We start from the raw sequence: 24,488 nt of genomic DNA on the forward strand, positions 1-24,488 counted from the left end.
GAGGCCCCATGACCGGGCTCCCTGCGCTCCTCAGTCCAGGCGGGGAGGCGCCATGACCACCACAGCCACGCCACTGGTGGACGAGGTGCTGGCTGCCCTGGCGACGGTGATGGACCCCGAGCTGGACGAGCCGATCACCATGCTCGGCTTCGTCCGGTCGGTCCGGATCGACAACGTCGGCGTGACGGTGCACCTGCGGCTGCCGACGTCGTTCTGCTCGCCGAACTTCGCCTACCTGATGGCGTCCGACGCCCAGGACGCGTTGCGCCGGGTGGAAGGCCTCGGACGGATCGTGGTTCAGCTCGACGACCACCACGACTCGGACAAGATCAACGCCGGGCTGGCCGCGGACGCCGGCTACGTGGGCACGTTCGGCTCGGAGGCGGAGACGAGCCTCGAGGAACTGCGCTCGATCTTCCTCCGTAAGGCGCACACCGCGGCGATGGAACGTTGTGCAGCGGCACTTGTCAGGCAAACCGACATGCCTGTCGAGGATCTCTGTCTGATCACTCTCGCTGACATACCGGAAGGGCCGCAGAAGGAGGCGCTGCTGCGCCGCCGGGTCGCGATCGGGCTCGGGGTCCGGCCAGGTGATCCGGTGGTGGTCGACGAGGACGGCGGGCCGCTCGCCGCCGAGGCGGTCCCGCTCCGGCTGCGCTTCGCGAAGTCTGTGCGGATCTCGATCGAGGGCAACTCGCACTTCTGTCGCGGCCTGCTCGCCACCCGGTACGCCGATTCCGAGCCGGACCAAGGGCCTACCGGCATGTCCACCCGTGTCACGAATCTGAGGAGCAAGCCATGAGGGCGGTCCAGGTGGTCGGCTACCACACGAAGCTGCAGCTCACCGACGTACCAGAGCCAACTGTTCAGGGTCCGCTGGACGTGATCGTCAGGATCGGTGGTGCCGGGGTCTGTCGCACGGACCTCCACATCCTCGAAGGACAGTGGGCGGAGAAGACCGGCGTCGCGCTGCCGTACACGATCGGCCACGAGAACGCCGGGTGGGTGCACGCCATCGGCGATGCGGTCACCAACGTGAAGGTCGGCGACAAGGTCATCCTGCATCCACTCATCACCTGCGGACTGTGCCGTGCCTGCCGCTTCGGTGACGACGTGCACTGCGAGAACAGCCAGTTCCCGGGGATCGACACCAACGGCGGGTACGCCGAGTACCTGCGGACCACCGCCCGCAGCGTGGTCCGGATCGACGACACCCTCGAACCCGCCGATGTCGCGGCGTTGGCCGACGCCGGACTCACGGCGTACCACGCGGCCGCGAAAGCAGCCCGGGCCACCCGGCCGGGGGATGTCTGCGTGATGATCGGGGCCGGCGGCCTCGGTCACATCGGCATCCAGGTGCTGAAGGCCATCTCGGCCGCGACCGTGGTCGTGGTCGACCGCAACCCGGCCGCGGTCCGGCTCGCCGTCGAGATCGGCGCCGATCACGGCATCGTTGCCGACGGCACCCAGGTCCAGGCTGTCCTGGACCTGACCGGCGGCAAGGGCGCCGAGGCGGTGATCGACTTCGTCGGCGAGGGCGGTGCCACCGCCGAGGGCGTGGCGATGCTGCGCCGGGCCGGCAACTACTACGTCGTCGGGTACGGCGAGAACATCGACGTACCGACGATCGACATCATCTCCACCGAGATCAACTTCATCGGCAATCTCGTCGGTTCCTACAACGATCTGCAGGAGCTGATGGTGCTCGCCGCGCAGGGCAAGGTCTCCCTGCACACCTCCAAGTACCCGCTCGCTGACTTCCAGCAGGCGATCGATGACCTCGACGCGGGCAGGGTCCGCGGCCGGGCGATTCTCATCCCGTGACCCGAAAGGCGGTCTCATCATGGCCAAGGAACTGAGGTTCAACGAGGAAGCACGACGGTTGCTCGAGTCCGGGGTGAACGCCCTGGCCGACGCGATCAAGGTGACACTGGGGCCGAAGGGGCGCAACGCCGTCCTGGAGAAGCTGACCGGTCCGCCGACGATCACCAACGACGGGGTCACGATCGCGCGGGAGATCCAGTTGCGCGAGCCGTTCGCCAACATGGGCGCCCAGCTGGTCAAGGAAGTCGCGATGAAGACCAACGGCGTCGTCGGCGACGGGACCACGACGGCCACGGTGCTCGCCCAGGCGATGGTCCGCGAAGGACTGCGCGCGGTGGACGCCGGTGCCAACCCGATGCGGGTCCGGCGCGGCATCGAGCAGACCGTCCCGGTGGTGGTCGAGACCCTGCGCTCATGGGCGGCCGAGGTCGGCGGCCGGCAGGACCTGCGGCACATCGCGACCCTGGCGGCCAGCGACGACGAGACGATCGGCGACGTGATCGCCGAGGCGGTCGAGCGGGTCGGCCGCAACGGCATCGTCACGACCGAGGAGTCCGAGGTGCTGGGCCTGTCGGTCGAGGTGGTCGACGGGATCGAGTTCGACCACGGCTACATCTCGATGTACATGGTCACCGACAAGGAGCGGATGGAGGCCGTCTACGACAACCCGGTCATCCTGCTCACCAACAAGAAGATCTCGCAGGTGCAGGACATCATGCCGACCGTCGAGGTGGCCAAGCGGGCGGACCGGCCGCTGGTGGTGCTGGCCGAGGACGTGGACGGGCCGGCTCTGCAGTTGCTTGTCGGCGGCAACATGCACAACACGATGCGGTCGGTCGTCGTCCGCGCCCCGGGTTTCGGTCACCGCCGGGTGGCCGAGCTCGAGGATCTCGCGGTGGCACTCGGCGGCCACGTGATCGCCACGGACACCGGGCTCGAGCTGAACGAGGTCGCGCTGGAACACCTCGGGTCGTGTGACCGGATCACCATCACCGAGAACGCGACCACGATCGTCGGCGGCCACGGCGATCCTCGGTTGGTCGAGAGCCGGCTGGCCCAGCTGGAGACGCAGTTCGAGCGGGCCAAGATCGATGCGGACCAGGACAACCTGCAGCTCCGGATGGCACGACTGTCCGGGCGGGTGGCCGTGATCCGGGTCGGCGGCGCGACGAGTGTCGAGCTCAAGGAGCGCATGCTGCGGGTCGACGACTCGCTGGCCGCGACCCGGGCCGCGGTCGAGGAGGGCGTCGTGGCCGGCGGTGGTACGGCGCTCGTCCAGGCACAGGAGGCGGTGTCGCGGGTCGAGCTGACCGGTGACGACGCGGTCGGTCGCGAGGTGGTCCGCCGGGCTCTGCCCGAGCCGCTGCGGTGGATCGCGATCAACGCCGGGTACGACGGTGACGAGGTGGTCGCCCGAGTCGCGAGCCTGCCGCTGGGCCACGGTTTCAACGCGCTGACCGGGCACTACGCGGACATGTTCGACGAAGGGGTGATGGACCCGCTCAAGGTCACCCGCGCGGCACTGGAGAGCGCGGCGTCCATCGCGGCCTTGGTGATCACGACCGAGACCGCCGTGGTGGAGGAAGTGATCGGCCACCCCGGCGCGATCATGGCCCCGGGCTTCGGCGACCTGGCCGAGGGCATGGTTCGTCCCTCCAACATCTACTGAGCCTTGACGTCCTCCCTGCCCATCAAGGGCGGGATTCCAACTACTACGGAGATGTAGCGTGTTGAGGTTCACGCTTCGGCGAGACCGGTGGTGGCGTCTCTCGGCGTGCGCTGACGGCCCGTCCGGCCGCGATGTTGATGGCCGCGTTCACGTCCGCGTTCGCCTCATGTCCACAGGCGACGCACCGGAAGACCGCTTGGTTCTCGCGGTTCTCCGGTGCGCGATGCCCGCAGACGCTGCAGGTCTGCGACGTGTACGCAGGGTTGATCATCTCGACCCGGGCCGGCGCTTTGTGCTCCAGCCGACGTACGAGGGCGCCCCAGCCGTTGGCCAGAATGCCACGGTTCAGTCCGGCCTTGGCGCGGCGCCGGTTCGGCAGGTAGGCACCCGGCCGTTCGGGATCGGGTTTGGGCTTGGGTCGCTTGGTCATCTGCGCGACCCGCAGGTCTTCCACCCGGATGACGTCGAACCGTCGGGCGAGGTCGGTGCTGGTCTTCTCCACCCAGTCCTTGCGCCGGTCACCGGCCCGGGCGTGCAGTTTCGCGATCGCGGCCTTCACCCGCCGACGCCGCTGGGAGCCTCGCCGGCAGCGGGCCAGGCGCTGTTGCAGGTGCTTGAGTCGTGCCTGCTCGCGGTCCGACAGCCCTGGACAGGTCAGGAGTTCGCCGGTGGACAGGGCCGCCGAGACGGTGACACCGCGATCCACCCCGACGACCTCGCCGGTACCCGGTGCGGGGATCGGTGGCGGGATGACGGCAAAGGCGAGGTGCCAGCGGCCCGCCCGGTCGCGAGTCACCCGGTACGACTTCGCGGCGGGTATCGCGCGGGACAGCCGGAACCGCACCCAGCCGACCTTGGGCACGTTGACCTTGGCCCACTTCCGGTTCAGCTTCATCACGCGGGACACCTGAGGACCGACGATGCGGAGCCCTTCGTGACGCGCGGATTTGCGCCAGGTCGGCCGCTGGTGGGTTCCGGCGTGGAAGTTCTTGACGGCCTGGTGGAAGTCTCGCAATGCCTGCTGTTGCACGATTTGCGACCCGGCCCGCAGCCAATCGAACGCGGCTCGTGCTTCGGTCAGTTGCCGGGCCTGCTCGACGTACCCGGGCGTCGGGCCTCTGTCGCGGGTCCACATCGACCACTGCGCGAGCGCCAGGTTCCACACGTACCGGGCGTGCCGGCACTGCTCCAGCAGTGCGGCTTGCTGTGCGGGAGTCGGGTACAGCCGGAACCGGGACATGCCGCCTACCTAATCAGCCTGCACCGACAATTCCCGAAGGGAGGAGTCGCGGTTCTCCCCACCCTGAAGGACGGGGCTTCCCAGCGACCAATCACATGACACTCGACCAGCTCCCACGCGGCTCCGGCGCGGTCATCACGACGCTGGACAGCCGCGGCGCCGAACGAGGCCGGCTGATGGACCTCGGGCTGCTGCCCGGCAGCGAGGTCGTGGCCGACATGACCAGTCCGCTGGGCGATCCCACGGCGTACCTGGTCTGTGGCAGCCTGATCGTGCTGCGCCGCTCCCAGGCCCGCGGCGTCCATGTCGAACTGGTGACGACATGACGCACGACTGTGGGAGCTGTGCGCTGAACCCGCACCGGCCCGAGGTGGTTGCCGGCGACCACGACTTTGTCGTCGCGGTCGCCGGCAACCCGAACACCGGCAAGAGCACGGTGTTCAACGCACTCACCGGGCTGCGCCAGCGGTCTGGCAACTGGCCCGGTACGACGGTCACGCGCGCGGAAGGCCTGTTCGCGTACTACGACCACAGGTACAAGGTGGTCGACCTGCCGGGCGTCTACTCACTTCGGTCGGCCACCGGTGAGGAGGACGTCGCCCGCGACTACCTGACGCACGGGGCGCCGGATGTGACGGTTGTGGTGGTGGATGCGACGCGGCTGGAGCGCAACCTGACCCTGGTGCTCCAGATCCTCCAGGTGACCAACCGGGTGGTGGTCGCGGTCAACCTGATCGACGAGGCCGAGCGGCACGGGATCACGGTGGACACCCGCCACCTCGCGCGGGAGCTCGGCGTACCGGTGACGGCGATGGCGGCTCGACGGGGGCGTGGGGTCGCGGAGCTTCAGGAGTCGATCGACCTGGTGGCGCGGGGGAGGGTGGCGCTTCGGGGCCGTCGGCTCCGGCTGGACGGTCTGGCGGAGGACGACGCCGTCGCGGCGTTGTTCGCCGAGGCCGGCCGGATCGCACGGCTCGCCGTCGACGGTCGGTCGCGGTTGACCTTCGACCGGTTGCTCGATCGGGCGCTGACGCATCGGGTCTGGGGCTTCGCGGTGATGGGCCTGTTGTTCTTCGGGGTCTTCTGGTTCACCATCACCGGTGCCGCCGTACCCTCCGACCTGCTGTACCAGTTGCTGGTGCAGGACGGGCATGCGCTGGTGCGTGATCTGCTCGGCGGGGCGCCGTGGTGGGTGACGGGACTTGTTGCGGATGGCATCTATCTGGGGACGGCCTGGGTGATCGCGGTGATGTTGCCGCCGATGGCGATCTTCTTCCCGCTCTTCACCCTGCTGGAGGACTTCGGCTACCTGCCGAGGGTGGCGTTCAACCTGGACCGGCTGTTCGCCGCGGCCGGTGCCCATGGCAAGCAGTCGTTGTCGATGATGATGGGCTACGGCTGCAACGCCGCCGGCGTGACCGCGACCAGGATCATCGACAGCCCGCGGGAACGCATGATCGCGATCGTCACGAACAACTTCAGCATCTGCAACGGACGCTGGCCGACTCTGATCCTGATGGGCACGGTCTTCATCGGCACGCTCGTACCACCGGCCGCCGCGGGCCTCGTCGCGGCCGGCAGCGTCGTCCTGGTCGCCGTTCTGGGAATCGTCACCACCCTGATCGTCTCGTGGGGGCTGTCGAAGACTGTCCTGCGCGGTTCGACGTCGGTGTATTCGCTGGAGCTGCCGCCGTACCGGCCGCCGCAGGTGCTGCGCACGATCTACACCAGCGTCATCGACCGCACCCTCAAGGTCCTCTGGCGCGCGATCGTGATGGCGGCACCGGCAGGCGCGGTGATCTGGCTGATCGGCAACGTGACGATCGGCGATGCGTCCATTGCGGCACACCTCGCCCACGGCCTCGACCCGCTGGGCCTCGCCCTCGGCCTCAACGGCATCGTCCTGCTCGCCTATGTCGTCGCGATCCCCGCCAACGAGATCATCATCCCGACCATCCTGATGCTCACCATGACGCTCGGCCCGCTCGAGTACGGCGCCGCGAACGGCGTGATGCTGGAACTCGGCGACACCGAGGCGGGAACCGTCCTGGTCGCCGGGGGATGGACCGTGCTGACCGCCGTCAACCTGATGCTGTTCAGCATGCTGCACAACCCGTGCAGTACGACGATCCTGACGATCTGGAAGGAGACCCGAAGCCTCCGGTGGACCGCCACCGCGACGCTGCTGCCGTTGGCATTGGCCTTCCTGGTGACGTTCTCGACCACTCGCTTGGCCGGCTGGTTGCAGTGACCGAGCCGACCAGACGGCAGCTCGACGGCGCGGCCCGCACCTTTGCACTCCTGGTTGCCCCGGTGCGGTTGCACCTGCTCTGGCTGGCGATGAACGGCGAGTACGACGTCGGCACGCTGGCGGACCGGGCAGGCGTCAGCATCACGACCGCAAGCCAGCACCTGGCCAAGTTGCGCCTCGCCGGCCTCATCACGGCCCGCCGCGACGGCCGCCGTCAGATCTACACGGTCGACGACCCGCACGTGCTGACCCTGATCGACCAGATCCTCGACCACATCGCCCCCGACGGTTCACTCGCACCCGATCCCCTCAGGGTCTGACCGACCCCCAGGCGCGGTTATTGTCCGTCGTAGAGACAGCCGCGAACCGGAGGTGGACGTGGACGGACTGGCGGTCGTCGTACTGGTCGTCATACTGCTGGGCGCGGCCGGAATCGTCTGGGGCATCGTCGCGCTGGTACGGCGGCAGCAGTACATCAAGTCACTGCGGGAGCGCGGCTGGACGTTCGTGAACAGCCCGACGTTCGACGCCGTGGCCCGGCTCGGCAATCCGCCGTTCGGGCTCGGCTTCCACCGCCGGCCCGACGATCAGATCATCGGCCGGACCAGCCTCGGCAGACCGTTCCAGGTCATCGAGTACAAGTCCGAACACTGGTCGGGGTGGGTCGGGATGGTCACCGTCTCCCGCCGGCTCCCGGAGCTGTGGATCACCGGCGGCGAGACGCAGCCTCGGTTCGGAGTCGCGGCGACCGTGGTGCCGTCGCCGCCGCAGCTCGGTCCGGGCTGGCAGGTCGGTGCGCTGGACCCGGCGTTCGCGGCGGCGGCACTGACCCCGCAGGTGTGCGAGCGGCTGAACGCGATGGCGGCGGCGCAGCCCGGTGTGAACCTGAGCATCGATGCCGACCAGCTGGTCATGCTCGACCCGCCACGCAAGGACGCCGAGCTCCTCGGTCCCTGGCTGGAGCAGTTCGCGACCGTCGCCGCGGCGATCGACGCCGCGCCTCTCGATCCGTGGATCCAGCCGGAGCAGCCGCCCCGGCTGAGCTTCTATCACCACCCGGACTGGTACTGGATCGGCGTCGACGACAGCCTGCTGCAGGTCACCCCGGTGACCAAGTCCGGCCATGGTCACAGCACGAGCGAGGTGGTCCGGGGCCGGGACGGCGACGGCCCGCCGTTCGTCGCCTTCACGCACCACTGGAAGACCACCCGGACCGAGACCTACACCGACAGCGAGGGCCGGACGCAGTCCCGGACCGTGACAGAGAACCACAGCGAGCCGATCCTCGGGTTCCAGTTGCCGGCCCGGATGCCGTGGCTGCAGGTCGGCCGGCGCGGGTTCGGTCGCGGGATCAGCTTCGAGAGTGAGGCGTTCAACGACCAGTTCGCGGTCAGCGCGCACGACACCAAGTTCGCATACGACGTGATCCATCCACGGCAGATGGAGTACCTGATGGCGAACCCGCCGGCGTCGTTCCGGTTCGTCGACGACTGGGCCTGGTTCTCGGCGGGTGTGCACAACCAGCCGACGATCGCGCACTGCTCGCTGTTCCTGCGCGGCTTCCTGGCCCGGATCCCGCGGTTCGTCTGGCGCAACCTCGGCCTGGCGGACACGCCGTACCCACCATTCGACCAAACCCCGGTCCCGGGGTACCGCTAGGTCAGTCGTCGCCCGCCGGTGTGGGGTCCTCCAGGGGGAAGTATCGATCGCTGGAGATTCGCCCACTGCTCGGGGCGAGGGGCGGCTGCTTGGGTGAGGCAACTCACCCCTGCGGAGGTAGCCATGACCGTACAGCAGACCGATGCCGTTCCCTTCGACGCGCACGGGATCCAGCCGATCCCGGCGGCCGGCCGGGACTCGACACCGTGGGAGCAGTTCTGGATCTGGACCGGTGCGAACCTGGCCCCGATCAACTGGGTGCTCGGAGCGCTCGGGATCACCCTCGGCCTGAGCCTGCTCGAGACGCTGGCCGTCATTGCCCTCGGCAACTTGGTGGGCTGCGCGGCGTTCGGGTTGTTCAACGTGATCGGGCACCGGACCGCGGTGAACCAGATGGTGCTGGGCCGGGCACCGTTCGGACGCCGGGGTGCGGTGATCCCGGGGGTCGTCCAAGGGCTGCTCACGATGGCGTGGGTCGGGGTGAACACCTGGGTGGTGCTCGACCTGGCCCTCGCGGTGCTCGGCGAACTCGGCATCACCGGCGGCTCGGGACTGAAGGTCGCGGTCGCGGTGGCGATCATGGTGATCCAGCTGGGGCTGGCGCTGTACGGCTTCTACGCGATCCGCACGTTCGAGAAGTACACGGTGCCGGCCACGGCGATCGTGATGGTGGTGATGACCGTGCTGGCGCTGAGCCAGACCGAGCTGCACTGGACCACGGCGACGGCATCCGGCCCGGGCGCCAAGCTCACCGCCGCGACCCAGCTGCTCACCGCGATCGGGGTGGGCTGGGGCATCTCGTGGATCCCGTACTCGGCGGACTACAGCCGGTTCGTCCGTACCGACGTACCCGACCGCAAGGTGTTCTGGTCCACCGCACTCGGCATGTACGTGCCGACCGTGTGGCTCGCCGGGCTCGGCGCCTGCCTGGCCAGCGGCGGTGCCGGCAGTGACCCGTCCGCGCTGGTGATCGGTGCCTTCGGCATCATGGCGCTGCCGGTGCTGCTGCTGATCATGCACGGCCCGGTCGCGACGAACATTCTGAACCTGTACTCGTGCTCGCTCGCCGCCCTCTCGATCGGTCTGCGGGTCAGCCGCTGGAAGGTGACCCTGGTCGCCGGTCTGATCGCGAGCGCGGTGCTGGCGGTGTTCGTCCGCGCCGACAGTTTCGCGCACGCGTTCGACCACTGGATGGTGTCGATCCTGGTCTGGATCAGTCCGTGGGCGAGCGTCGTCCTGGTCGACTTCTTCGTGCTGCGCAAGGGCCGGATCGATGTGTCCGCGCTGTACGCCGACGATTCGCCGTACGGCGGTGTGAACGCGCGCGGGCTGGTCAGTCTGGGCCTCGGGCTGGTCGCCGCCTGGGCCTGGCAGTTCGGGCTCGTGCCCGCGATGCAAGGCCCACTGGCCACGAGCCTGAACAACACCGACTTCTCCTGGCTGTCCGGATCGGTCGTCGCCGGCGGCCTGTACTACGTCCTCAGTCGCGGGCACATCGCCGACCGCAGCCCGGCACCGGCTGGGCTGGAGCCGCGGTGATCCGGATCCTGACGACCGGCGGGACCATCGCGTCCCGCCGGCAGGGTGACGCCGTCAGCGTGGACCTCTCGGGCCGGGCGCTGGTCGAGTACGCCGGGCTCGGAGCTGACGTCGAAGTGGTCGAGGTGCTCCGCACGCACAGCTTCAACCTCACGCTGGCCGAGGTGCTGAAGCTGGCCGCCGTCGTACTGGACGAGATCCGCACCCCCGGCGTCGACGGCGTCGTCGTCACCCACGGCACGGACACCATGGAGGAGACGGCGTACCTGCTGGATCTGCTGCTCGGCGAAGACGAGACGGTCGTCCTCACCGGCGCCCAACGGCACGCCGGCGAGGCGGACTCCGACGGTCCGCGCAATCTCGCCGACGCGGTCCGGGTGGCCGGCGATCCGGGGACGCGCGGTCTCGGTGCGGTGATCGTGATGGCCGGGCGCATCCATCCGGCGCGGACGGTTCGGAAGGCACACACGGTCGCAGCGGACGCGTTCGCCTCGCCGGACGGCGGACCGGTCGGTGCGGTCGACGCGACCGGGCCGAGAGTGTGGAGCCGCCCCGTGCGGGCACCAGGCTTCCGGCTCGACGAGCTGGGCAGCTCGCTGGCCCGGGTGGATGTCGTGTCACTCCACCTCGACGCCGACGACACACAGCTCGTCGCTGGGGTCGCGGCCGGAGCGCAAGGCATCGTGCTGGAGGCACTGGGCGCGGGGAACCCAACCCCACCGGTCCTGCGGACCGTCGCCGCCTGCATCCGCGACGGCATCCCGGTGCTCGTGACCTCGCGCTGCGGCGCCGGGCCCGCTGTCCCCGTCTACGGAGCCGGCGGAGGGGCCGACCTGGCCGCGGCCGGGGCGGTGTTCGCCGGTGACCTCGCGTCCTCGAAGGCCCGCCTCCTGCTCGCCGCGGCCCTGACCGCCGAACCGACTCCAGCCGCGGCGCTGCACCGCATCCGCGCCGGGTTGGCGTGACGGCGGATGGATGATTCTCTACCGTCGCTCCGAGTTGATGTGCTTCTGTCCATCGGATCGGCGGCCGCCGAACTGGTTGAGTTCAGCGCATGGTGACCGAGATTGTCAGCAAACGGGTGGTGGTGCCGGCCCGCGCCGGTCGAGCGATCACAGTGGGCCGCGGTGAGCGGTTCCGGATCGTCGACCTGGCCGGCGCCCAGGTCGGCGACCTCTTCGCCTTCGGGTACGACGGGCGCCGGATCCTCACCGAGCCCCTCAGTGCCTCCCACACCCGGGCGCACACCGAGCGGATCTTTCCGGCGGTCGGCGACGACTTCGTCACCACGAGGCGGCGGCCGATCCTTCGGCTGGTCGCCGACGACTCACCTGGCCGGCACGATCTGCTGATCGCCGCCTGTGACCCCGAGCGGTACGAAGCGCTCGGCGTACCAGGTCATCCGTCCTGCGCGCAGAACCTGACCGACGCTTTGGCCGGCCTCGACCTCGTCAGCGGCGTACCGGTACCCCAGCCGGTGAACGTCTTCATGAACGTCCCGGTCGCCGGCGACGGCTCCCTGCAGTGGTTGCCTGCGCCGACCGCGCCCGGCGACTCGATCACCTTCGAGGCGACGACCGACTGTGTGGTCGTCGTCTCGGCCTGCCCACAAGACCTGACCGGCATCAACGGCGGCGAGCCGTCCGCTCTTGCCATCGAGACCCTAGGAGTTGACCACCGATGACCCACCCCGCACTGGAACCGGCCCGACTCGGCCGCCTCGACCTGGCCAACCGGATGGCCGTCGCGCCGATGACCCGCGTGTCCGCCGCGCCGGACGGCGTACCGAGTAGCGACATGGCGGACTACTACGCGGAGTTCGCCGACGGCGGGTTCGGACTCGTCATCACCGAAGGCACCTACCCCGACACCGCCTACAGCCAGGGGTACTTCAACCAACCAGGGCTGGCGACCGCCGAGCACGTGGACGGCTGGCGCGAGGTGGTATCGCGAGTGCACGCTGCGGGCCGGCCGATCGTGGCGCAGTTGATGCATGCCGGCGCGATCTCGCAGGGATCCGCGTACGGCACCGAGCGGGTCGGTCCGTCCGCGGTCGTGCCGCTCGGCGAGATGATGCCGGAGTACGGCGGCCGGGGGCCCTGGACCGCACCGCGGGAGCTGACCGTTGCCGAGATCAACGAAATCATCGACGGGTTCGCCGCCGCCGCGCGCAACGCGCAGGCTGCCGGGTTCGACGGCGTGGAGATCCATGCCGCGAACGGCTACTTGCTGGACCAGTTCATCACCGTCTACACCAACCAGCGCTCGGACAGCTACGGCGGCCCGGTCGCGAACCGGATCCGGCTGACGGCCGAGGTGACCGCCGCGATCAAGGCCGCCGTACCGGGCGAATTCCTCGTCGGGGTGCGGCTGTCGCAGACGAAGGTCAACGACTTCGAGTACCGGTGGCCGGGTGGCGCCCGGGACGGCGAGGCGATCTTCGCAGCGCTGGCCGACGCCGGCGCGGACTACCTGCACATCGCCAGCGAGGGCCGCAACTGGCTGGACACCGCGCGGCTGGACGGCGGTCAGACGATCACCGGTCTGGCCCGGCGGATCAGTGGTCTGCCGGTCATCGCGAACGGCGGCATGCATGATGTCGGCCAGGCCGAGCAGGTGCTGGCCGACGGCCACGCCGACCTGCTCTCCGTCGCCCGCGGCGCGCTCGCGAACCCGGACCTGCCGAGCCGCTGGGCGAAGGACGCCGACGTCGCCGCGTTCGATCGCGACATGCTGGAGCCGATGGTGACGCTGGCCAATGTGCGCGCATGGCGGCAGGCTGCTGGTCATGAGCTGGCATGACGGCGCGGCCGCAGTAGCCACACTGACGTTCGACGTGGACGCCGAGACCCCGATCCTCGCCCGCGGGCGCAGGTACGCCGACCACCTGATGACCATGTCGCACCAGGGTTACGGCCCGGATGTCGGCGTACCGCGGATCCTTCGGTTGCTCGACGAGCTGGCTGTGTCGGCCACGTTCTTCGTCCCCGGGTGGGTGGCGGAGCGGCGGCCTGAGATGGTGGCGACGATCGTCGAGCACGGTCACGAGATCGCCCACCACACCTACAGCCACCGGGCGCCGGTCTCCTTGGACGCGTCGCAGGAGCGGGCCGACTTCGAGCGCGGACTGGCCGTGTTCGAGAAGCAGGGTGTCGAGATCAAGGGCTATCGGGCCGCGCTGTGGGAGGCCGGACGGAACACCTACGCACTGCTGGCGGAGCACGGTTTGCTGTACGACTCGTCGCTGATGGGTGACGACCGGCCCTACCTGCTCGACCTCGGCGAGTCCACGATCGTGGAGCTGCCGGTGCACTGGTCGCTGGACGACTGGGAACAGTACGCCTTCCTGCCGGAACCCGACGTCGGGTCGGTGATCGAGTCTCCACGCAAGGTCCTGGAGCTGTGGCGGGCCGAGCTGGACGGCATGCGGAGGTACCGGTGCCTGTTCAACCTGTGCATGCACCCGTTCCTGTCCGGCCGCCCGGGCCGGCTCGAGGCCCTGCGCGAGTTGATCGAGTACGCGCAGGGCTGCGGCGACGTGAGGTTCGCACGGTGCCGGGACGTGGCCGAGGCGGCCCTGGTGGACGCCGACGTCCGCAAGACTCCGCTGCCGGACGTGCAGGCCGATCCCGCGGTCTACCCCGACTAACGCATCGAGTCGGCCTCCAGGGCCAGGAACAGGTCGACCCGATCGACGGTCCGGGCGACGTCCAGGCCGGTGAGCTCGGCAACTTTCGCCAGCCGGTTGCGCAAGGTGTTCACGTGCACGTAGAGCGCCGCGGCAGTGGCACCGAACTGTGCGTCGTGGTCGAGGAACACGCGCACCGTGTGCTCCAGTTCCCCGCTGTGGCGTTGGTCGTGCGCACGCAGTGGGCCGAGCACCTGGTCGGCGAACCCGGCGAGGGTCTCGGCGTCGTGCAGCCCGAGCAGCAGCCGGTGCGTGCCGAGCTGGCCGATCGTGGCCACATCCATCCCGCCGTACGAGCTCTGCCGGCGGCGCAGCACCCGGCAGGCCTCGCGGGACTGCACGAGTGGACGGCGCAGGTCGGCAGCGGACGCCGCCGGCTCGCCGAGGCCGACCACCGGCCGGTGCCCGGGGAACTTCGCGAGTACGGCGGCGCGCAGCCGCCCGGCGAGCTCCGGGAGCTCGTCGTCCGCGCGCTGCCAAGGCAGCACGGCCACGACGTCCTGGCTGCCGGCTGCCACCACAACCGCAGTGCTGTTGTCGAGGAAGAAGTCGGTGACCGCCTCGGCCATCCCAGGCAGCGTCTCGCCGTCGGCGAAGGCGAGCGTGCACACCGCCAACGCGCCATCCGGGTCCACTCCGAACGCACGCAGCCGGTCCGGCACCTCGGCGGCCCGCTGCGGACCGGACAGGATCATGTCGAGTAGTTCACTGGCGTACCGCTGCTCGATCGCCTGCACAGCCTGCTGTTTCGCGACCTCCAGGCTGAGGAAACGAGCGGTCTGCTCGAGCGCGTCCTGCTCGGCCCGGGACAACTCGGTGACCGGTCGAAGGCAGAGCAGCGCCGCGTCGATGTCACCGACCGCACTGACCAGGAACATGGTCGCCCGGCCTGCATCGCCGAGATCGATCTCCAGCGGCGGGGGGTGGCGAGCCAGGCCGTCGGCAGCGCGCCGGAGCTGGTCCGCGGTGAGGTTGGCACCGGCGGCGGCGAGCTGTCGAGCCATCCGGTCGACCACCACCAGGGGGAGCTCATGCTCGCGGCGCAGTACCGACAAGACCCCCGAGGCGCCGGCACCGTGGGAGATCGCGGCGGCCAGGGCGTTACCGCGACGCACCAGGCCGACCAGGGTCCCTTGGCGCTGCTCGGTGTAGATCGCGGCGGCTGCTTCGGTGACGGCGGTGAACGGCACCCGGATCGAGATCTCCACGAGCGGCATCCCGGCCTCCCGGCACGCTGCCACCAGGTCGGGTGGTGTGGTGGGCGCCTGCTCCCGCAGTCCGAAGATCACCCCAACGGCACCCGCGCGCCGTACGTTCGCGACGAAAGCGGCCGGGGTCGTCTGCTCGAGCCAGAGTCCGTTGGTGAGGACGATCTCACCCTCCCGGACGTACGGCGACGGATCCGGCAGCTCGGTGTTGTGCACCCACAGCGCGGGCGCATCCAACGCGTCAGGCAGCCCAGCCTCCAGCACCCGCAACTCGAGCGCGGAATCCGCCACCAAGGCTCGCAACGTGAGCATGCTCAGACACTTTACGGAGCGAAGGTCCGTAGCTCGTCGGCTACCAGGGCGACATGCAGGGAGACGCGGATGTCGGGGTCGTCCAGGCTGACGCCGAGGAGGCGCTCGGCTTTGGCGAGGCGGTCGTAGAAGACGGGGCGGGAGATGTGCAGACTCGCGGCGGCTTCGGACTTGCCGGCCGGGTGGTGGAGCAGGGCGCGGACCGCGTCGAGGAGACCGCCGCCGTGTTCCTTCAACGGATCCAGCTCGCGGGCGATGAACAGGCGGAGGCGGTCGTCGTCGCCGAGCAGAGTGAGCAGGCCACGCAGGTGGACGTCTTCCAGGCGATGGACGACGCGGTCCATGGCGTCAGCGCGGACCGACTCGATCACTTGCTGGGCTTCCTTCAGAGTGCGGTCCGCGTCGGCTGCTTTGGTCGCAGGACGCCCCGCGCCGATCACGACCGGATAGCGACGGGCGATGCGGTCAGCCAGGTTGTCGACGATCCGGTCCGGGTTGGCGGCGGATGCGCAGGACAACAGCACCCGGACATCGCGGTCGATCTCGCAGACGATGGCCGGCACCTTCAGGTCGTACGCCGTGTGCACCACGGTCGCAAGTACGTCCTCGACCTGCGAAGGGCGGGCGCGCGGCCGCACCGTGATTCCGACGAGCTGACGCTTGTCCAGCGGAACGCCCGCGACCTCGCATCGGCGCAGTACGTCGGGATCGGTGGGGTCGGCGAGCAGGCCCAGCAGCAGTTCGTGGTGGACGCGCCGAAGCAGGCTGTCGCGGTGCCGGTCGTGCAGCCGGTGCATGGCCAGTGCCGCGGCCGCGCGTTCGGTCAGGGCGATCAGGCGCTGCGACGGCCGCGTCGGTGCTTGGACCACGAGCCGTCCCCAGCCTCGGTCGCGCTTGCCGAGCCGGGTCACCAGCCAGCCGGCTCGTTCGTCCCACCCGGTCCGGCCGTCCACCTGCACGCTGCGCGAGCGGGTGCTCCAATCGGTGAGGAACTCGGCAACGTCCGCCGGACCCGACCGATAGTCGAGGACCTGAAACTGCTCACTCTCCAGTACGACGGCCGCCCCGGCGAGCCGCTGGACAGCTTCGAGGATCTCGCGTGGACCAGCCTCGGCGATGCTCAACTCGGTGAAGGTGTCGTGGACCCGGTGGGTCTCGCGGAGCTCTTCGAGTTGCTCGTCGACGATGCGTTCGCCGACGGCCTGGATGATCGCGGCGAACCGCACCTCGTGATGCAGGGCGACCAGTGGCAGGGCGACGGCTTCACACGCGTCGATCAGGGCGTCGGGCACGCGACGCCAGCGGCGCCCGAGCTCGATCACCAGGCCGGCAGCGTCGCTGCTGCCGAGACTGGTCGCGAAGTCACGGAGGTCAGCGGCGGTCTCGGGGAGCGCGACGCCGGTGGTCAGGAGGAGGTCGCCGCCGCGCAGCAGCGGTGCGATGTCGGCGAGCTCGGCTGCGTGAACCCAGCGGACCTCTCGGCCGAGTCCCGACGCACCGGCGAGCACCTCGGGGCCCGCCCCACGCAGGGGCGGCATCTCGAGGACCCGTGCGACGGTCAGAAACGCCATCGATCTCCTGGGGAGTTCGCGGACACATTGTCGGAGATGGAGTCGCAATCCTACAGTCTGCAGGCCTGCGAGCCGATCGGCCGCGGTGACGATGGAGCCTGATCCCGAAGGAGCTGCTCTATGACCACCACGATCACGCACTGGGTCGACGGCGCCGGGTACGACGGCACGTCGCAGCTGTGGGCCGATGTCACCAACCCGGCCACCGGAAGTGTCTCCGGTCGCGTCGCACTCGCGAGTGAGCGCGACGCCCGCTATGTCATCGGTGCCGCCAAGAAGGCTGCCGCGGCCTGGGCCGAGACCTCGCTGGCTCGTCGTACCCAGATCCTGTTCGCGTTCCGCGAGTTGCTCAACGCCCGCAAGGACGAACTCGCGCAACTCATCACCGCCGAGCACGGCAAGGTGCACTCCGATGCGGTCGGCGAGATCTCTCGCGGACAGGAGGTCGTGGAGTTCGCCTGCGGGATCGCGCACCTGCTCAAGGGTGGGCAGTCGGGCAACGCGTCGACCGGCGTCGACGTGCACTCCAGGCGGGACCCGCTCGGCGTGGTGGGCATCATCAGCCCGTTCAACTTCCCCGCGATGGTGCCGATGTGGTTCTTCCCGATCGCGATCGCCGCGGGCAACACCGTCGTACTGAAGCCGAGTGAGAAGGTCCCGTCGGCCGCGCTGTGGATTGCGAACCTGTGGAAGGAGGCCGGTCTGCCGGACGGTGTGTTCAACGTGCTGCAGGGTGACAAGGTCGCCGTCGACGCCCTGCTGCAAAGCCCCGAGGTGGCCGCGATCAGCTTCGTCGGATCGACGCCGATCGCGCAGCACGTGTACGAGGAGGCGAGCCGGTACGGCAAGCGGGTCCAGGCCCTCGGCGGTGCGAAGAACCACATGGTCGTGCTGCCGGACGCCGACCTGGAGCTGGCCGCGGATGCCGCGGTCAACGCCGGATACGGCAGCGCGGGGGAGCGGTGTATGGCGATCAGCGTGCTGGTCGCGGTCGAGCCGATCGCCGACGACCTGATCGCCCGGATCGCCGAGCGCACCCGCACCCTGCGCACCGGCGACGGCCGTCGCGGCGCGGAGGTCGAGGTGGACATGGGGCCGCTGGTGACCAAGGCTCACCGCGACAAGGTGGCCGGCTTCGTCGCCTCGGGTGAGGCGGCCGGCGCGAAACTCGTCATCGACGGGCGCGACGTCCACGCTGCCGGCGACCGGGACGGCTTCTGGCTCGGGCCGACGCTGTTCGACCACGTGACACCGGAGATGGAGATCTACCGCGAGGAGATCTTCGGCCCGGTCCTGTCGGTCGTCCGGGTCTCGTCGTACGACGAAGCCGTTGCCCTCATCAACGACAATCCGTACGGCAACGGGACGGCGATCTTCACCAACGACGGGGGAGCGGCCCGCCGGTTCGAGAACGACGTCCAGGTCGGGATGATCGGTGTCAACATCCCGATCCCAGTGCCGGTCGCGTACTACTCGTTCGGCGGCTGGAAGCGGTCGCTGTTCGGCGACACCCACGCGCACGGCACCGAGGGCGTCCACTTCTTCACCCGCGCGAAGGTCGTCACCACGCGCTGGATCAACCCGGCCGCCCGCCCGGCGGGTGGCCTCGAGCTGGGGTTCCCGCAGAATGTCTGACCTCGCCGCCGACCGCGCCTACGAGCTGGACCGCAAGCACGTCTTCCACTCCTGGTCGGCGCAGGCGAGCCTCGACCCGATGGTGATCACCAAGGCCGAGGGCTCCTACCTCTGGGACCGGTACGGGAACCGCCTGCTGGACTTCACCTCCCAGCTCGTCTTCACCAACCTGGGCCATCAGCATCCGCGGATCGTGAAAGCGATCCAAGAACAGGCCGCCACCCTGTGCACGGTGGCGCCGGCCTACGTCAACTGGGCCCGCTCCGAGGCGGCGCGGCTGATCGCGTCGCACACCCCGGGCGACCTGGACCGGATCTTCTTCACCAACGGCGGCGCGGACGCCAACGAGCACGCGATCCGGATGGCCCGGCTGCACACCGGCCGGCCCAAGGTGTTGTCGACGTACCGCTCGTATCACGGCGGCACCCAACTCGCCGTCAACGTTACCGGCGACCCACGACGCTGGCCGAACGACAACGGCGCCACCGGAACGGTCCACTTCTTCGGGCCCTATCTCTATCGCAGCGCCTTCTCGGCCACCACCGGGGCGGAGGAATGTGCCCGCGCGCTGGCGCACCTCGAGCAGGTCATCGCACTCGAAGCACCGCCGACCATCGCGGCGATCATCCTCGAGTCCATCCCCGGTACGGCGGGCATCATGCTGCCGCCACCCGGTTACCTCCAAGGCGTCCGGGAACTCTGCGATCGCCATGGGATCGTGCTGATCGCCGACGAGGTGATGGCCGGGTTCGGCCGGGCCGGCAAGTGGTTCGCGATCGAGCACGCCGAGGTCGTCCCGGACCTGCTGACCTTCGCCAAGGGTGTGAACTCCGGCTACGTCCCCCTGGGTGGTGTCGCGATCAGTGAGCCGATCTATCGAACCTTCGCCGACCGGCCCTATCCCGGCGGCCTGACCTACTCCGGGCATCCGCTCGCGTGCGCAGCCGCCGTCGCCACCATCGAGACGATGCAGGACGAACAGGTCGTCGAACACGCGGCACAACTCGGCACCGACGTCTTCGGGCCGGCACTGCAGAAACTCGCCGCCAAGCACGAGTGGGTCGGGGAAGTCCGTGGAACGGGCGTGTTCTGGGCGCTCGAACTGGTCAGCGACCGCGCGACGCGCGAGCCGCTCGCGCCGTACGGCGGTTCCAGCCCACAGGTGGCGGCGATCGTGGCCGCGAGCATCCGACGGGGACTCCTGCCCTTCACCAACTTCAATCGCATCCATCTCGTGCCGCCGCTGACGATCACCGCGGCCGAGGCCTCCGAAGGTCTCGACATCCTCGACCAAGCACTCACCGAAGCCTCAAGCTAACCCTCGCCGTCGAGCCCCCAGAAGCGGGCGATGTGGTCCGCGGCGCAGATGTTCACGTCGAGGATGTACGGCGCGGAGGTCCCGCAGTTCTGGGCACCGGTGCCAGGGTCGATCGGCTGGCCGTGGTTCATCCCGGTGATCGAGTAGGTCTCCACGACGAGCCGGCCGCCGCTGTCCCGGTAGCCCTTGTGGGGATAGCCGTTGACGGTGTCCGACACGTCGGCGGTCTGATCGGTGCCGTGGACATCGGTCCACTGTTCCATCAACTCGTTGAGGTTGCTGTAGGCAACAGTGGAGTCGGCGGTGCCGTGCCAGAGTGAGATCGTCGGCCACGGGCCGGTGTGGCGCGACGCGGCACGGACCTTGTCACCCCATTGTCGCGGGGTGAGGTTCGTACCGGGGGACATGCAGGTGAGCGCCTGGAACAGCGTGCCGGCGCAACGGTAGGGCAGTCCGGCGACGACGGCCCCGGCGGCGAACACCTCGGGGTACGTCGCGAGCATGACCGCGGTCATCGCGCCTCCGGCGGACAGGCCGGTCACGAAGATCTTCGTCGGGTCTGATCCGAGGTCGGATCGCAGCCGATCGACCATCTGCTTGATGGACAAGGCTTCACCCGAACCGCGAGCAGTGTCGGTCGGCTGGAACCAGTTGAAGCAGGAGTTCAGGTTGTTCGCGCTCTGCTGCTGCGGCAGAAGCAGCGCGAACCCCATCCGCTCGGCGACCTGGATCCAGCCCGGCTCAGCGTCGTACGCGGCCGCCGACTGTGTGCACCCGTGCAATGCCACCACGAGTGGTCGTCCGGCCGGGAGACCCGCCGGCACGTAGCGGAACATTCTGAGGTTGCCCGGGTTGGTGCCGAACCCGGTCACCTCCTCCAGCCCAGCAGCGGCCTGGGCGGCGGGCGTGGGTATGGCGACCAGGCCGGCGACCACCGCGGCGATCGCGGCCCACCGGCGGATCATGGGCAGACGCATCAGGCACCTCACATCGTGTAGTCGGTCCGTTACTCGATGGTTGAGGTCAGCGCCTGCCCGGCGCCATGTCCTGGCCGCACACATCCGGGCCCGACGACATACGGGCGCGGCCCAGTTCGGTCGCGCTTCGGCCTTGTCTCCGCCGAGCGAGTGATCAATACTGCTCGCTACAACAAGCAACGAGACAAGTTCAGTCACGCCTAACCGCCCAAGGGAAGTGATCACTGTGTCGTCTCCGAGCCGTTACAACCCCTCCCGCCGGGGTCTGCTCAAGTCCGGAGCAGTACTCGGCGCCACCGCCGGCGTCGGTGCCGTCACCGCCGGATCGGCCGAGGCCGCGACCGCCGCGGAGCCGGCCCGTGGCCAGTCCGAGAAGCCGATGGTCGACGTACCGTTCGAAGGATTCGAGAACGTCCGGGTCGGCCTGATCGGCCTGGGCAACCGCGGTGGTGGTCAGGACGTGCGCTTCGGTGCCGTCTCCACGGTCACCGCCGTGTGCGACATCCGGCCGGCCCAGGTGACCCGCACGATCGGCCGCATCATGGCGCAGGGTTTCCAGGACACTCCGCCGGTCGGGTACTCCAACGGCGAGGAGGACTACCTCAACCTGGTCAAGCGCGACGACATCGACCTGGTGTACATCGCGACGCCGTGGGAGTGGCACTACCCGCAGGCCAAGGCCGCCATGGAGCACGGCAAACACGTCGCGATCGAGCTGCCGATCTCGCCGCACCTGCACGAGATCTGGGACCTCGTTCGTACGTCGGAACGCACCCGCAAGCACTGCATGCTGCTGGAGAACGTCAACTACTTCCGGCCCGAGCTGCAGATGTTCAACATGGTCACCGCAGGCCTGTTCGGCGACGTTCAGCACGCGTCCGGCGGTTACGTCCACGACCTGCGCTGGCCGTACCTGTTCGGTGGGGCGTACTACCCGGAGTACTGGCGCCGCCGCTGGCAGACCCGGATGAACGCGTTGCACTACCCGATGCACGGCCTCGGACCGGTCTCGGCCGCGATGGGGATCAATCGCGGTGACCGCTTCGACGAGCTGGTCGCCGTGTCCAGTCCGCCGAAGGCGCTGGCGTTGTTCAGGTCCGAGGACTCGCGGGTCGGGCCGGACCACTCGTCGTGGGACGACGCGCCGTACATCTCGGGCGACCGGCACACCGCGTTCGTGACCACCGCGTCAGGCCGGTTCATCCGGGTCGAGCACGACGTGAACTCACCGCATCCCTACACCCGCGAGACGACGCTGACCGGGACCAGGGGTTCCATCGAGCTCGACAACGCCCGGGTCTACCTGGAGTCGCTCGGACACAACAACCACTCGTGGCGGACCGGGAGCAGCTACAGCAGCATCCTGACCCAGCACGACCACTGGTTGTGGCCGGCCCTGGAACGCCTGGCCGAGCAGTACGGCGGCCATGGCGGCGGCGACTTCATCGCGATCTTCCGGTTGATCCAGCTGATGCGGCTCGGCATGACTCCGGACATCGACGTGTACGACTCGGCCGCGTGGTGCTCGGTCATCCCGCTCAGCCACGAGTCGATGAAGACGCCACACCTGCGCCCGGTCAAGATCCCGGACTTCACCCGCGGCCACTGGAAGTCGGCCCGACCCACCTTCGACCGCCCCCGCCCCGACGACCCCTGGCTCGAAGAACGCTGACGCCGCCGCTCCGTCAGGGAGCGGCGACCAAGGTGGACACCAGGTGGGCCGCGATGGGCAGGGCTGACGTCGCGGCCGGGGAGGGCGCGTTCAGGACGTGCAGGGTGCGGTCGGTGCGGCGGAGGAGGAAGTCGTGGACGAAGCTTCCGTCGCGCATGACCGCCTGGGCGCGGATGCCCGCCTCTCGCGGGGTCAGGTCGTCCAGGGTCAGCTCGGGGCAGTACTTGCGGCATTCGCGGAGGTAGCCGCGTTTCCACAGTGAGTTCTTGAGCTCGCGGCTGCCGACGCGGACGTTGGCGCGCGCGACCCGCCACATGCCGGGGTAGGTGGCGAGGTCGCGCACGTCGCGCCAGTTGACCGAGCCCTTGCGGTAACCCTCGCGGGCCAGACCGAGCACCGCGTTGGGGCCGACGTTGAGGCCGCCGGTCACTGTCGGGGTGAGGTGTACGCCGAGGAAAGGGAGCGTGGGATCGGGGATCGGGTAGATCAGCGTCTTGACGAGATCGGCCTTCTCCGCAACGACGTCGTAGTACTCGCCCCGGAACGGCACGATCCGTACGTCGGGGGCCAGGCCCGCCAGCCGGGCCAGCCGGTCGGCCTGGAGACCGGCACAGAACACCACCCGGCGCGCCTCGATCGGGCCCTGGTTGGTCTGCAGCGTCACCGCGTCCGTCGTCTCGCGAACGTCGGTCACGGTGACGCCGGTTCGGAGCTCACCGCCGGCCTTGGTCACCAGGTCCAGCAGCTTCGCCGCGATGGCGGGGTAGTCGGTGATCGCCGTCTCGCGCACGAACAGGGCCCCGAGGCCGACGATATGCGGTTCACGCCGGCGGAGCTCGGCGGCGTCGACGGTCTCGGCGTCGATGGAGTTGACCTCGGCGCGCTTCTGCAGCGCGTCGAGACGCTCCAGCTCCAGCGGGTTCGTTGCGACGAGCAACTTCCCGCAGGTCTCGACCGCGATGCCGTGCTCGGCGGCGAAGGCTTTGGTGGCGGCGGCGCCTTCACGGCACAGCACTGCCTTCAGGCTGCCCGGCTCGTAGTAGATGCCGGCGTGGATGACGCCGCTGTTGTGACTGGTCTGATGGCGGGCGACGGCCTCTTCCTTCTCGATGACCACGACCGGTCCGTAGCCCTTGGACGTCAGCTCCCAGGCGGTCGCGGCGCCGACGATGCCGCTACCGACCACCGCTACCTCGTACATCGCGTCACATCCTCGTCGAGAAGGCCGGCCCCGACCCGGTTGAACTCCGCGGCAGGTTCGATCTCACTCAGTCTCCACATCGCCGCAGCAGAAGCAAGCCGGATCGCGGGAGCGGGCTCATCGGCCGCCCGCGAGGGCCGCGACAGCCTCGGCCAGGTCGGCCACGGAACGTTTCCGGGCGGCCCGGCTGACGTCCAGGGGAGCGTCGAGCTGGAAGCCGACGAACGCCGCATCGATGACGGTGGCGGCTCGCTTGGCCAGCGGCCGGGCAACTCCTGATCCGGCCAGGTGGTTGACGAGGGCCCGCATCCAGCGTGCGTTGGCCTCGCGGACGACGGACGCGTACGGCTCGCGGCCGAGGAGCCCGAGTGCGGCCGCCTCGACGTACAGGCGGGCACACGGCTCGATGTCAGGTGAGTTCACGGCCGTCCACAGGTCGTGCACGGCCGCTCTCAGATCGCGCGAGGGAGAGAGTGCCTGGATGCCCGCGACGCCGCGGTCGTTGGACTCGCGCAACAGGGCCGCGATCAGGTGGTCCTTGGACTCGAAGTGGTACAGCAACATCCGGTCGCTGGTCCCGAGTGCCGCCGCCAGCGGGCGGAGGCTGAGTCCGATCAACCCGTGCTCGTGCACGTAGTCGGTCGCCGTCCGGGTCCACTCGTCCCGGCGCTGGAGATCCTTGGCCACCGGCCAAATGTAGCACGTGCTACGCTGGTCGTGTAGC

21 protein-coding genes are annotated in these 24,488 nt (G+C 69.2%); 15 read left to right on the forward strand and 6 right to left on the reverse strand.

The genetic code is table 11. From position 1 onward, the window contains the following. Window positions 1-52: 52 nt before the first annotated feature. Genes ACGFIF_RS27995 through groL form a run of 3 tightly spaced genes read left to right on the forward strand, consistent with a single transcriptional unit; the run spans window position 53 to window position 3,493 of the window. Window positions 53-802 (forward strand): iron-sulfur cluster assembly protein, encoded by a 750-nt coding sequence (locus ACGFIF_RS27995; RefSeq protein WP_393158506.1) that lies wholly within the window; start codon window positions 53-55, stop codon window positions 800-802. After that, window positions 799-1,824 (forward strand): NAD(P)-dependent alcohol dehydrogenase, encoded by a 1,026-nt coding sequence (locus tag ACGFIF_RS28000; RefSeq protein WP_393158508.1) that lies wholly within the window; start codon window positions 799-801, stop codon window positions 1,822-1,824. Before ACGFIF_RS27995 ends, ACGFIF_RS28000 begins: the two co-directional genes overlap by 4 nt. Window positions 1,825-1,843: 19 nt before the next feature. Beyond that, a complete protein-coding gene (groL, locus tag ACGFIF_RS28005; RefSeq protein WP_393158510.1) occupies window positions 1,844-3,493 on the forward strand; it encodes a chaperonin GroEL in 1,650 nt (549 codons plus the stop codon). Between the two features lie 43 nt (window positions 3,494-3,536). Here the strand turns inward: groL and ACGFIF_RS28010 are convergent, their stop codons facing one another. Further along, window positions 3,537-4,733 carry an RNA-guided endonuclease InsQ/TnpB family protein gene (locus ACGFIF_RS28010; protein ID WP_393158512.1) on the reverse strand — a complete coding sequence of 399 codons (1,197 nt, stop codon included), beginning with the start codon at window positions 4,731-4,733 and terminating at the stop codon, window positions 3,537-3,539. 95 nt (window positions 4,734-4,828) lie between these two features. Between ACGFIF_RS28010 and ACGFIF_RS28015 the strand changes: the two genes are divergently transcribed. The 9 genes from ACGFIF_RS28015 (at window position 4,829) to ACGFIF_RS28055 (ending at window position 13,831) form a co-directional block, all read left to right on the forward strand. Next, window positions 4,829-5,059, forward strand: coding sequence for a ferrous iron transport protein A (locus tag ACGFIF_RS28015; RefSeq protein WP_393158513.1), 231 nt, complete (start codon window positions 4,829-4,831; stop codon window positions 5,057-5,059). Next, window positions 5,056-6,984 (forward strand): ferrous iron transporter B, encoded by a 1,929-nt coding sequence (locus ACGFIF_RS28020; protein WP_393158514.1) that lies wholly within the window; start codon window positions 5,056-5,058, stop codon window positions 6,982-6,984. The genes ACGFIF_RS28015 and ACGFIF_RS28020 overlap by 4 nt, the downstream gene beginning before the upstream one ends. Then, entirely contained in the window at window positions 6,981-7,304 is a 324-nt protein-coding gene (locus tag ACGFIF_RS28025; protein WP_393158515.1) for an ArsR/SmtB family transcription factor, read from the forward strand. The genes ACGFIF_RS28020 and ACGFIF_RS28025 overlap by 4 nt, the downstream gene beginning before the upstream one ends. A 58-nt stretch (window positions 7,305-7,362) precedes the next feature. Then, entirely contained in the window at window positions 7,363-8,643 is a 1,281-nt protein-coding gene (locus ACGFIF_RS28030; protein ID WP_393158517.1) for a hypothetical protein, read from the forward strand. Window positions 8,644-8,766: 123 nt separating this feature from the next. Next, entirely contained in the window at window positions 8,767-10,182 is a 1,416-nt protein-coding gene (locus ACGFIF_RS28035; protein ID WP_393158518.1) for a purine-cytosine permease family protein, read from the forward strand. Continuing rightward, on the forward strand, window positions 10,179-11,147 hold the full coding sequence (locus ACGFIF_RS28040; protein ID WP_393158520.1) for an asparaginase: 969 nt from the start codon (window positions 10,179-10,181) through the stop codon (window positions 11,145-11,147). The genes ACGFIF_RS28035 and ACGFIF_RS28040 overlap by 4 nt, the downstream gene beginning before the upstream one ends. A gap of 89 nt (window positions 11,148-11,236) precedes the next feature. Next, window positions 11,237-11,866, forward strand: a complete 630-nt coding sequence (locus tag ACGFIF_RS28045) for a DUF1989 domain-containing protein (RefSeq protein WP_393158521.1) — start codon at window positions 11,237-11,239, stop codon at window positions 11,864-11,866. Further along, window positions 11,863-12,984: a tRNA-dihydrouridine synthase gene (locus ACGFIF_RS28050; protein WP_393158522.1), complete on the forward strand. Its 1,122-nt coding sequence runs from the start codon at window positions 11,863-11,865 to the stop codon at window positions 12,982-12,984. The genes ACGFIF_RS28045 and ACGFIF_RS28050 overlap by 4 nt, the downstream gene beginning before the upstream one ends. Next, on the forward strand, window positions 12,971-13,831 hold the full coding sequence (locus ACGFIF_RS28055) for a polysaccharide deacetylase (protein ID WP_393158523.1): 861 nt from the start codon (window positions 12,971-12,973) through the stop codon (window positions 13,829-13,831). Before ACGFIF_RS28050 ends, ACGFIF_RS28055 begins: the two co-directional genes overlap by 14 nt. On the opposite strand, the gene ACGFIF_RS28060 is transcribed toward ACGFIF_RS28055, so the two are convergent. Next, window positions 13,828-15,390 carry a PucR family transcriptional regulator gene (locus ACGFIF_RS28060; protein ID WP_393158524.1) on the reverse strand — a complete coding sequence of 521 codons (1,563 nt, stop codon included), beginning with the start codon at window positions 15,388-15,390 and terminating at the stop codon, window positions 13,828-13,830. The two genes, ACGFIF_RS28055 and ACGFIF_RS28060, sit on opposite strands and share 4 nt — an antisense overlap. Before the next feature lie 11 nt (window positions 15,391-15,401). Beyond that, a complete protein-coding gene (locus tag ACGFIF_RS28065; RefSeq protein ID WP_393158526.1) occupies window positions 15,402-16,961 on the reverse strand; it encodes a PucR family transcriptional regulator in 1,560 nt (519 codons plus the stop codon). A gap of 120 nt (window positions 16,962-17,081) precedes the next feature. Between ACGFIF_RS28065 and ACGFIF_RS28070 the strand changes: the two genes are divergently transcribed. Both ACGFIF_RS28070 and ACGFIF_RS28075 read left to right on the forward strand, forming a co-directional pair. Then, window positions 17,082-18,596, forward strand: a complete 1,515-nt coding sequence (locus ACGFIF_RS28070) for a CoA-acylating methylmalonate-semialdehyde dehydrogenase (RefSeq protein WP_393158528.1) — start codon at window positions 17,082-17,084, stop codon at window positions 18,594-18,596. Further along, window positions 18,589-19,914, forward strand: a complete 1,326-nt coding sequence (locus tag ACGFIF_RS28075; protein ID WP_393158529.1) for an aspartate aminotransferase family protein — start codon at window positions 18,589-18,591, stop codon at window positions 19,912-19,914. Before ACGFIF_RS28070 ends, ACGFIF_RS28075 begins: the two co-directional genes overlap by 8 nt. Here ACGFIF_RS28075 and ACGFIF_RS28080 read toward each other — a convergent pair. After that, window positions 19,911-20,891, reverse strand: a complete 981-nt coding sequence (locus ACGFIF_RS28080) for an alpha/beta hydrolase family esterase (protein ID WP_393158530.1) — start codon at window positions 20,889-20,891, stop codon at window positions 19,911-19,913. The genes ACGFIF_RS28075 and ACGFIF_RS28080 overlap by 4 nt on opposite strands. Window positions 20,892-21,117: 226 nt before the next feature. Between ACGFIF_RS28080 and ACGFIF_RS28085 the strand changes: the two genes are divergently transcribed. Beyond that, entirely contained in the window at window positions 21,118-22,563 is a 1,446-nt protein-coding gene (locus ACGFIF_RS28085; protein WP_393158532.1) for a Gfo/Idh/MocA family oxidoreductase, read from the forward strand. A gap of 13 nt (window positions 22,564-22,576) precedes the next feature. Here ACGFIF_RS28085 and lhgO read toward each other — a convergent pair whose 3' ends face one another. Next, entirely contained in the window at window positions 22,577-23,764 is a 1,188-nt protein-coding gene (gene lhgO / locus ACGFIF_RS28090) for an L-2-hydroxyglutarate oxidase (RefSeq protein WP_393158534.1), read from the reverse strand. Between the two features lie 117 nt (window positions 23,765-23,881). Further along, window positions 23,882-24,451 carry a TetR/AcrR family transcriptional regulator gene (locus tag ACGFIF_RS28095; RefSeq protein WP_393158536.1) on the reverse strand — a complete coding sequence of 190 codons (570 nt, stop codon included), beginning with the start codon at window positions 24,449-24,451 and terminating at the stop codon, window positions 23,882-23,884. Window positions 24,452-24,488: the final 37 nt, after the last annotated feature.

The sequence above is a fragment of the Kribbella sp. NPDC049174 genome (assembly GCF_043197365.1).
In the GTDB taxonomy this organism is placed as follows: domain Bacteria; phylum Actinomycetota; class Actinomycetes; order Propionibacteriales; family Kribbellaceae; genus Kribbella.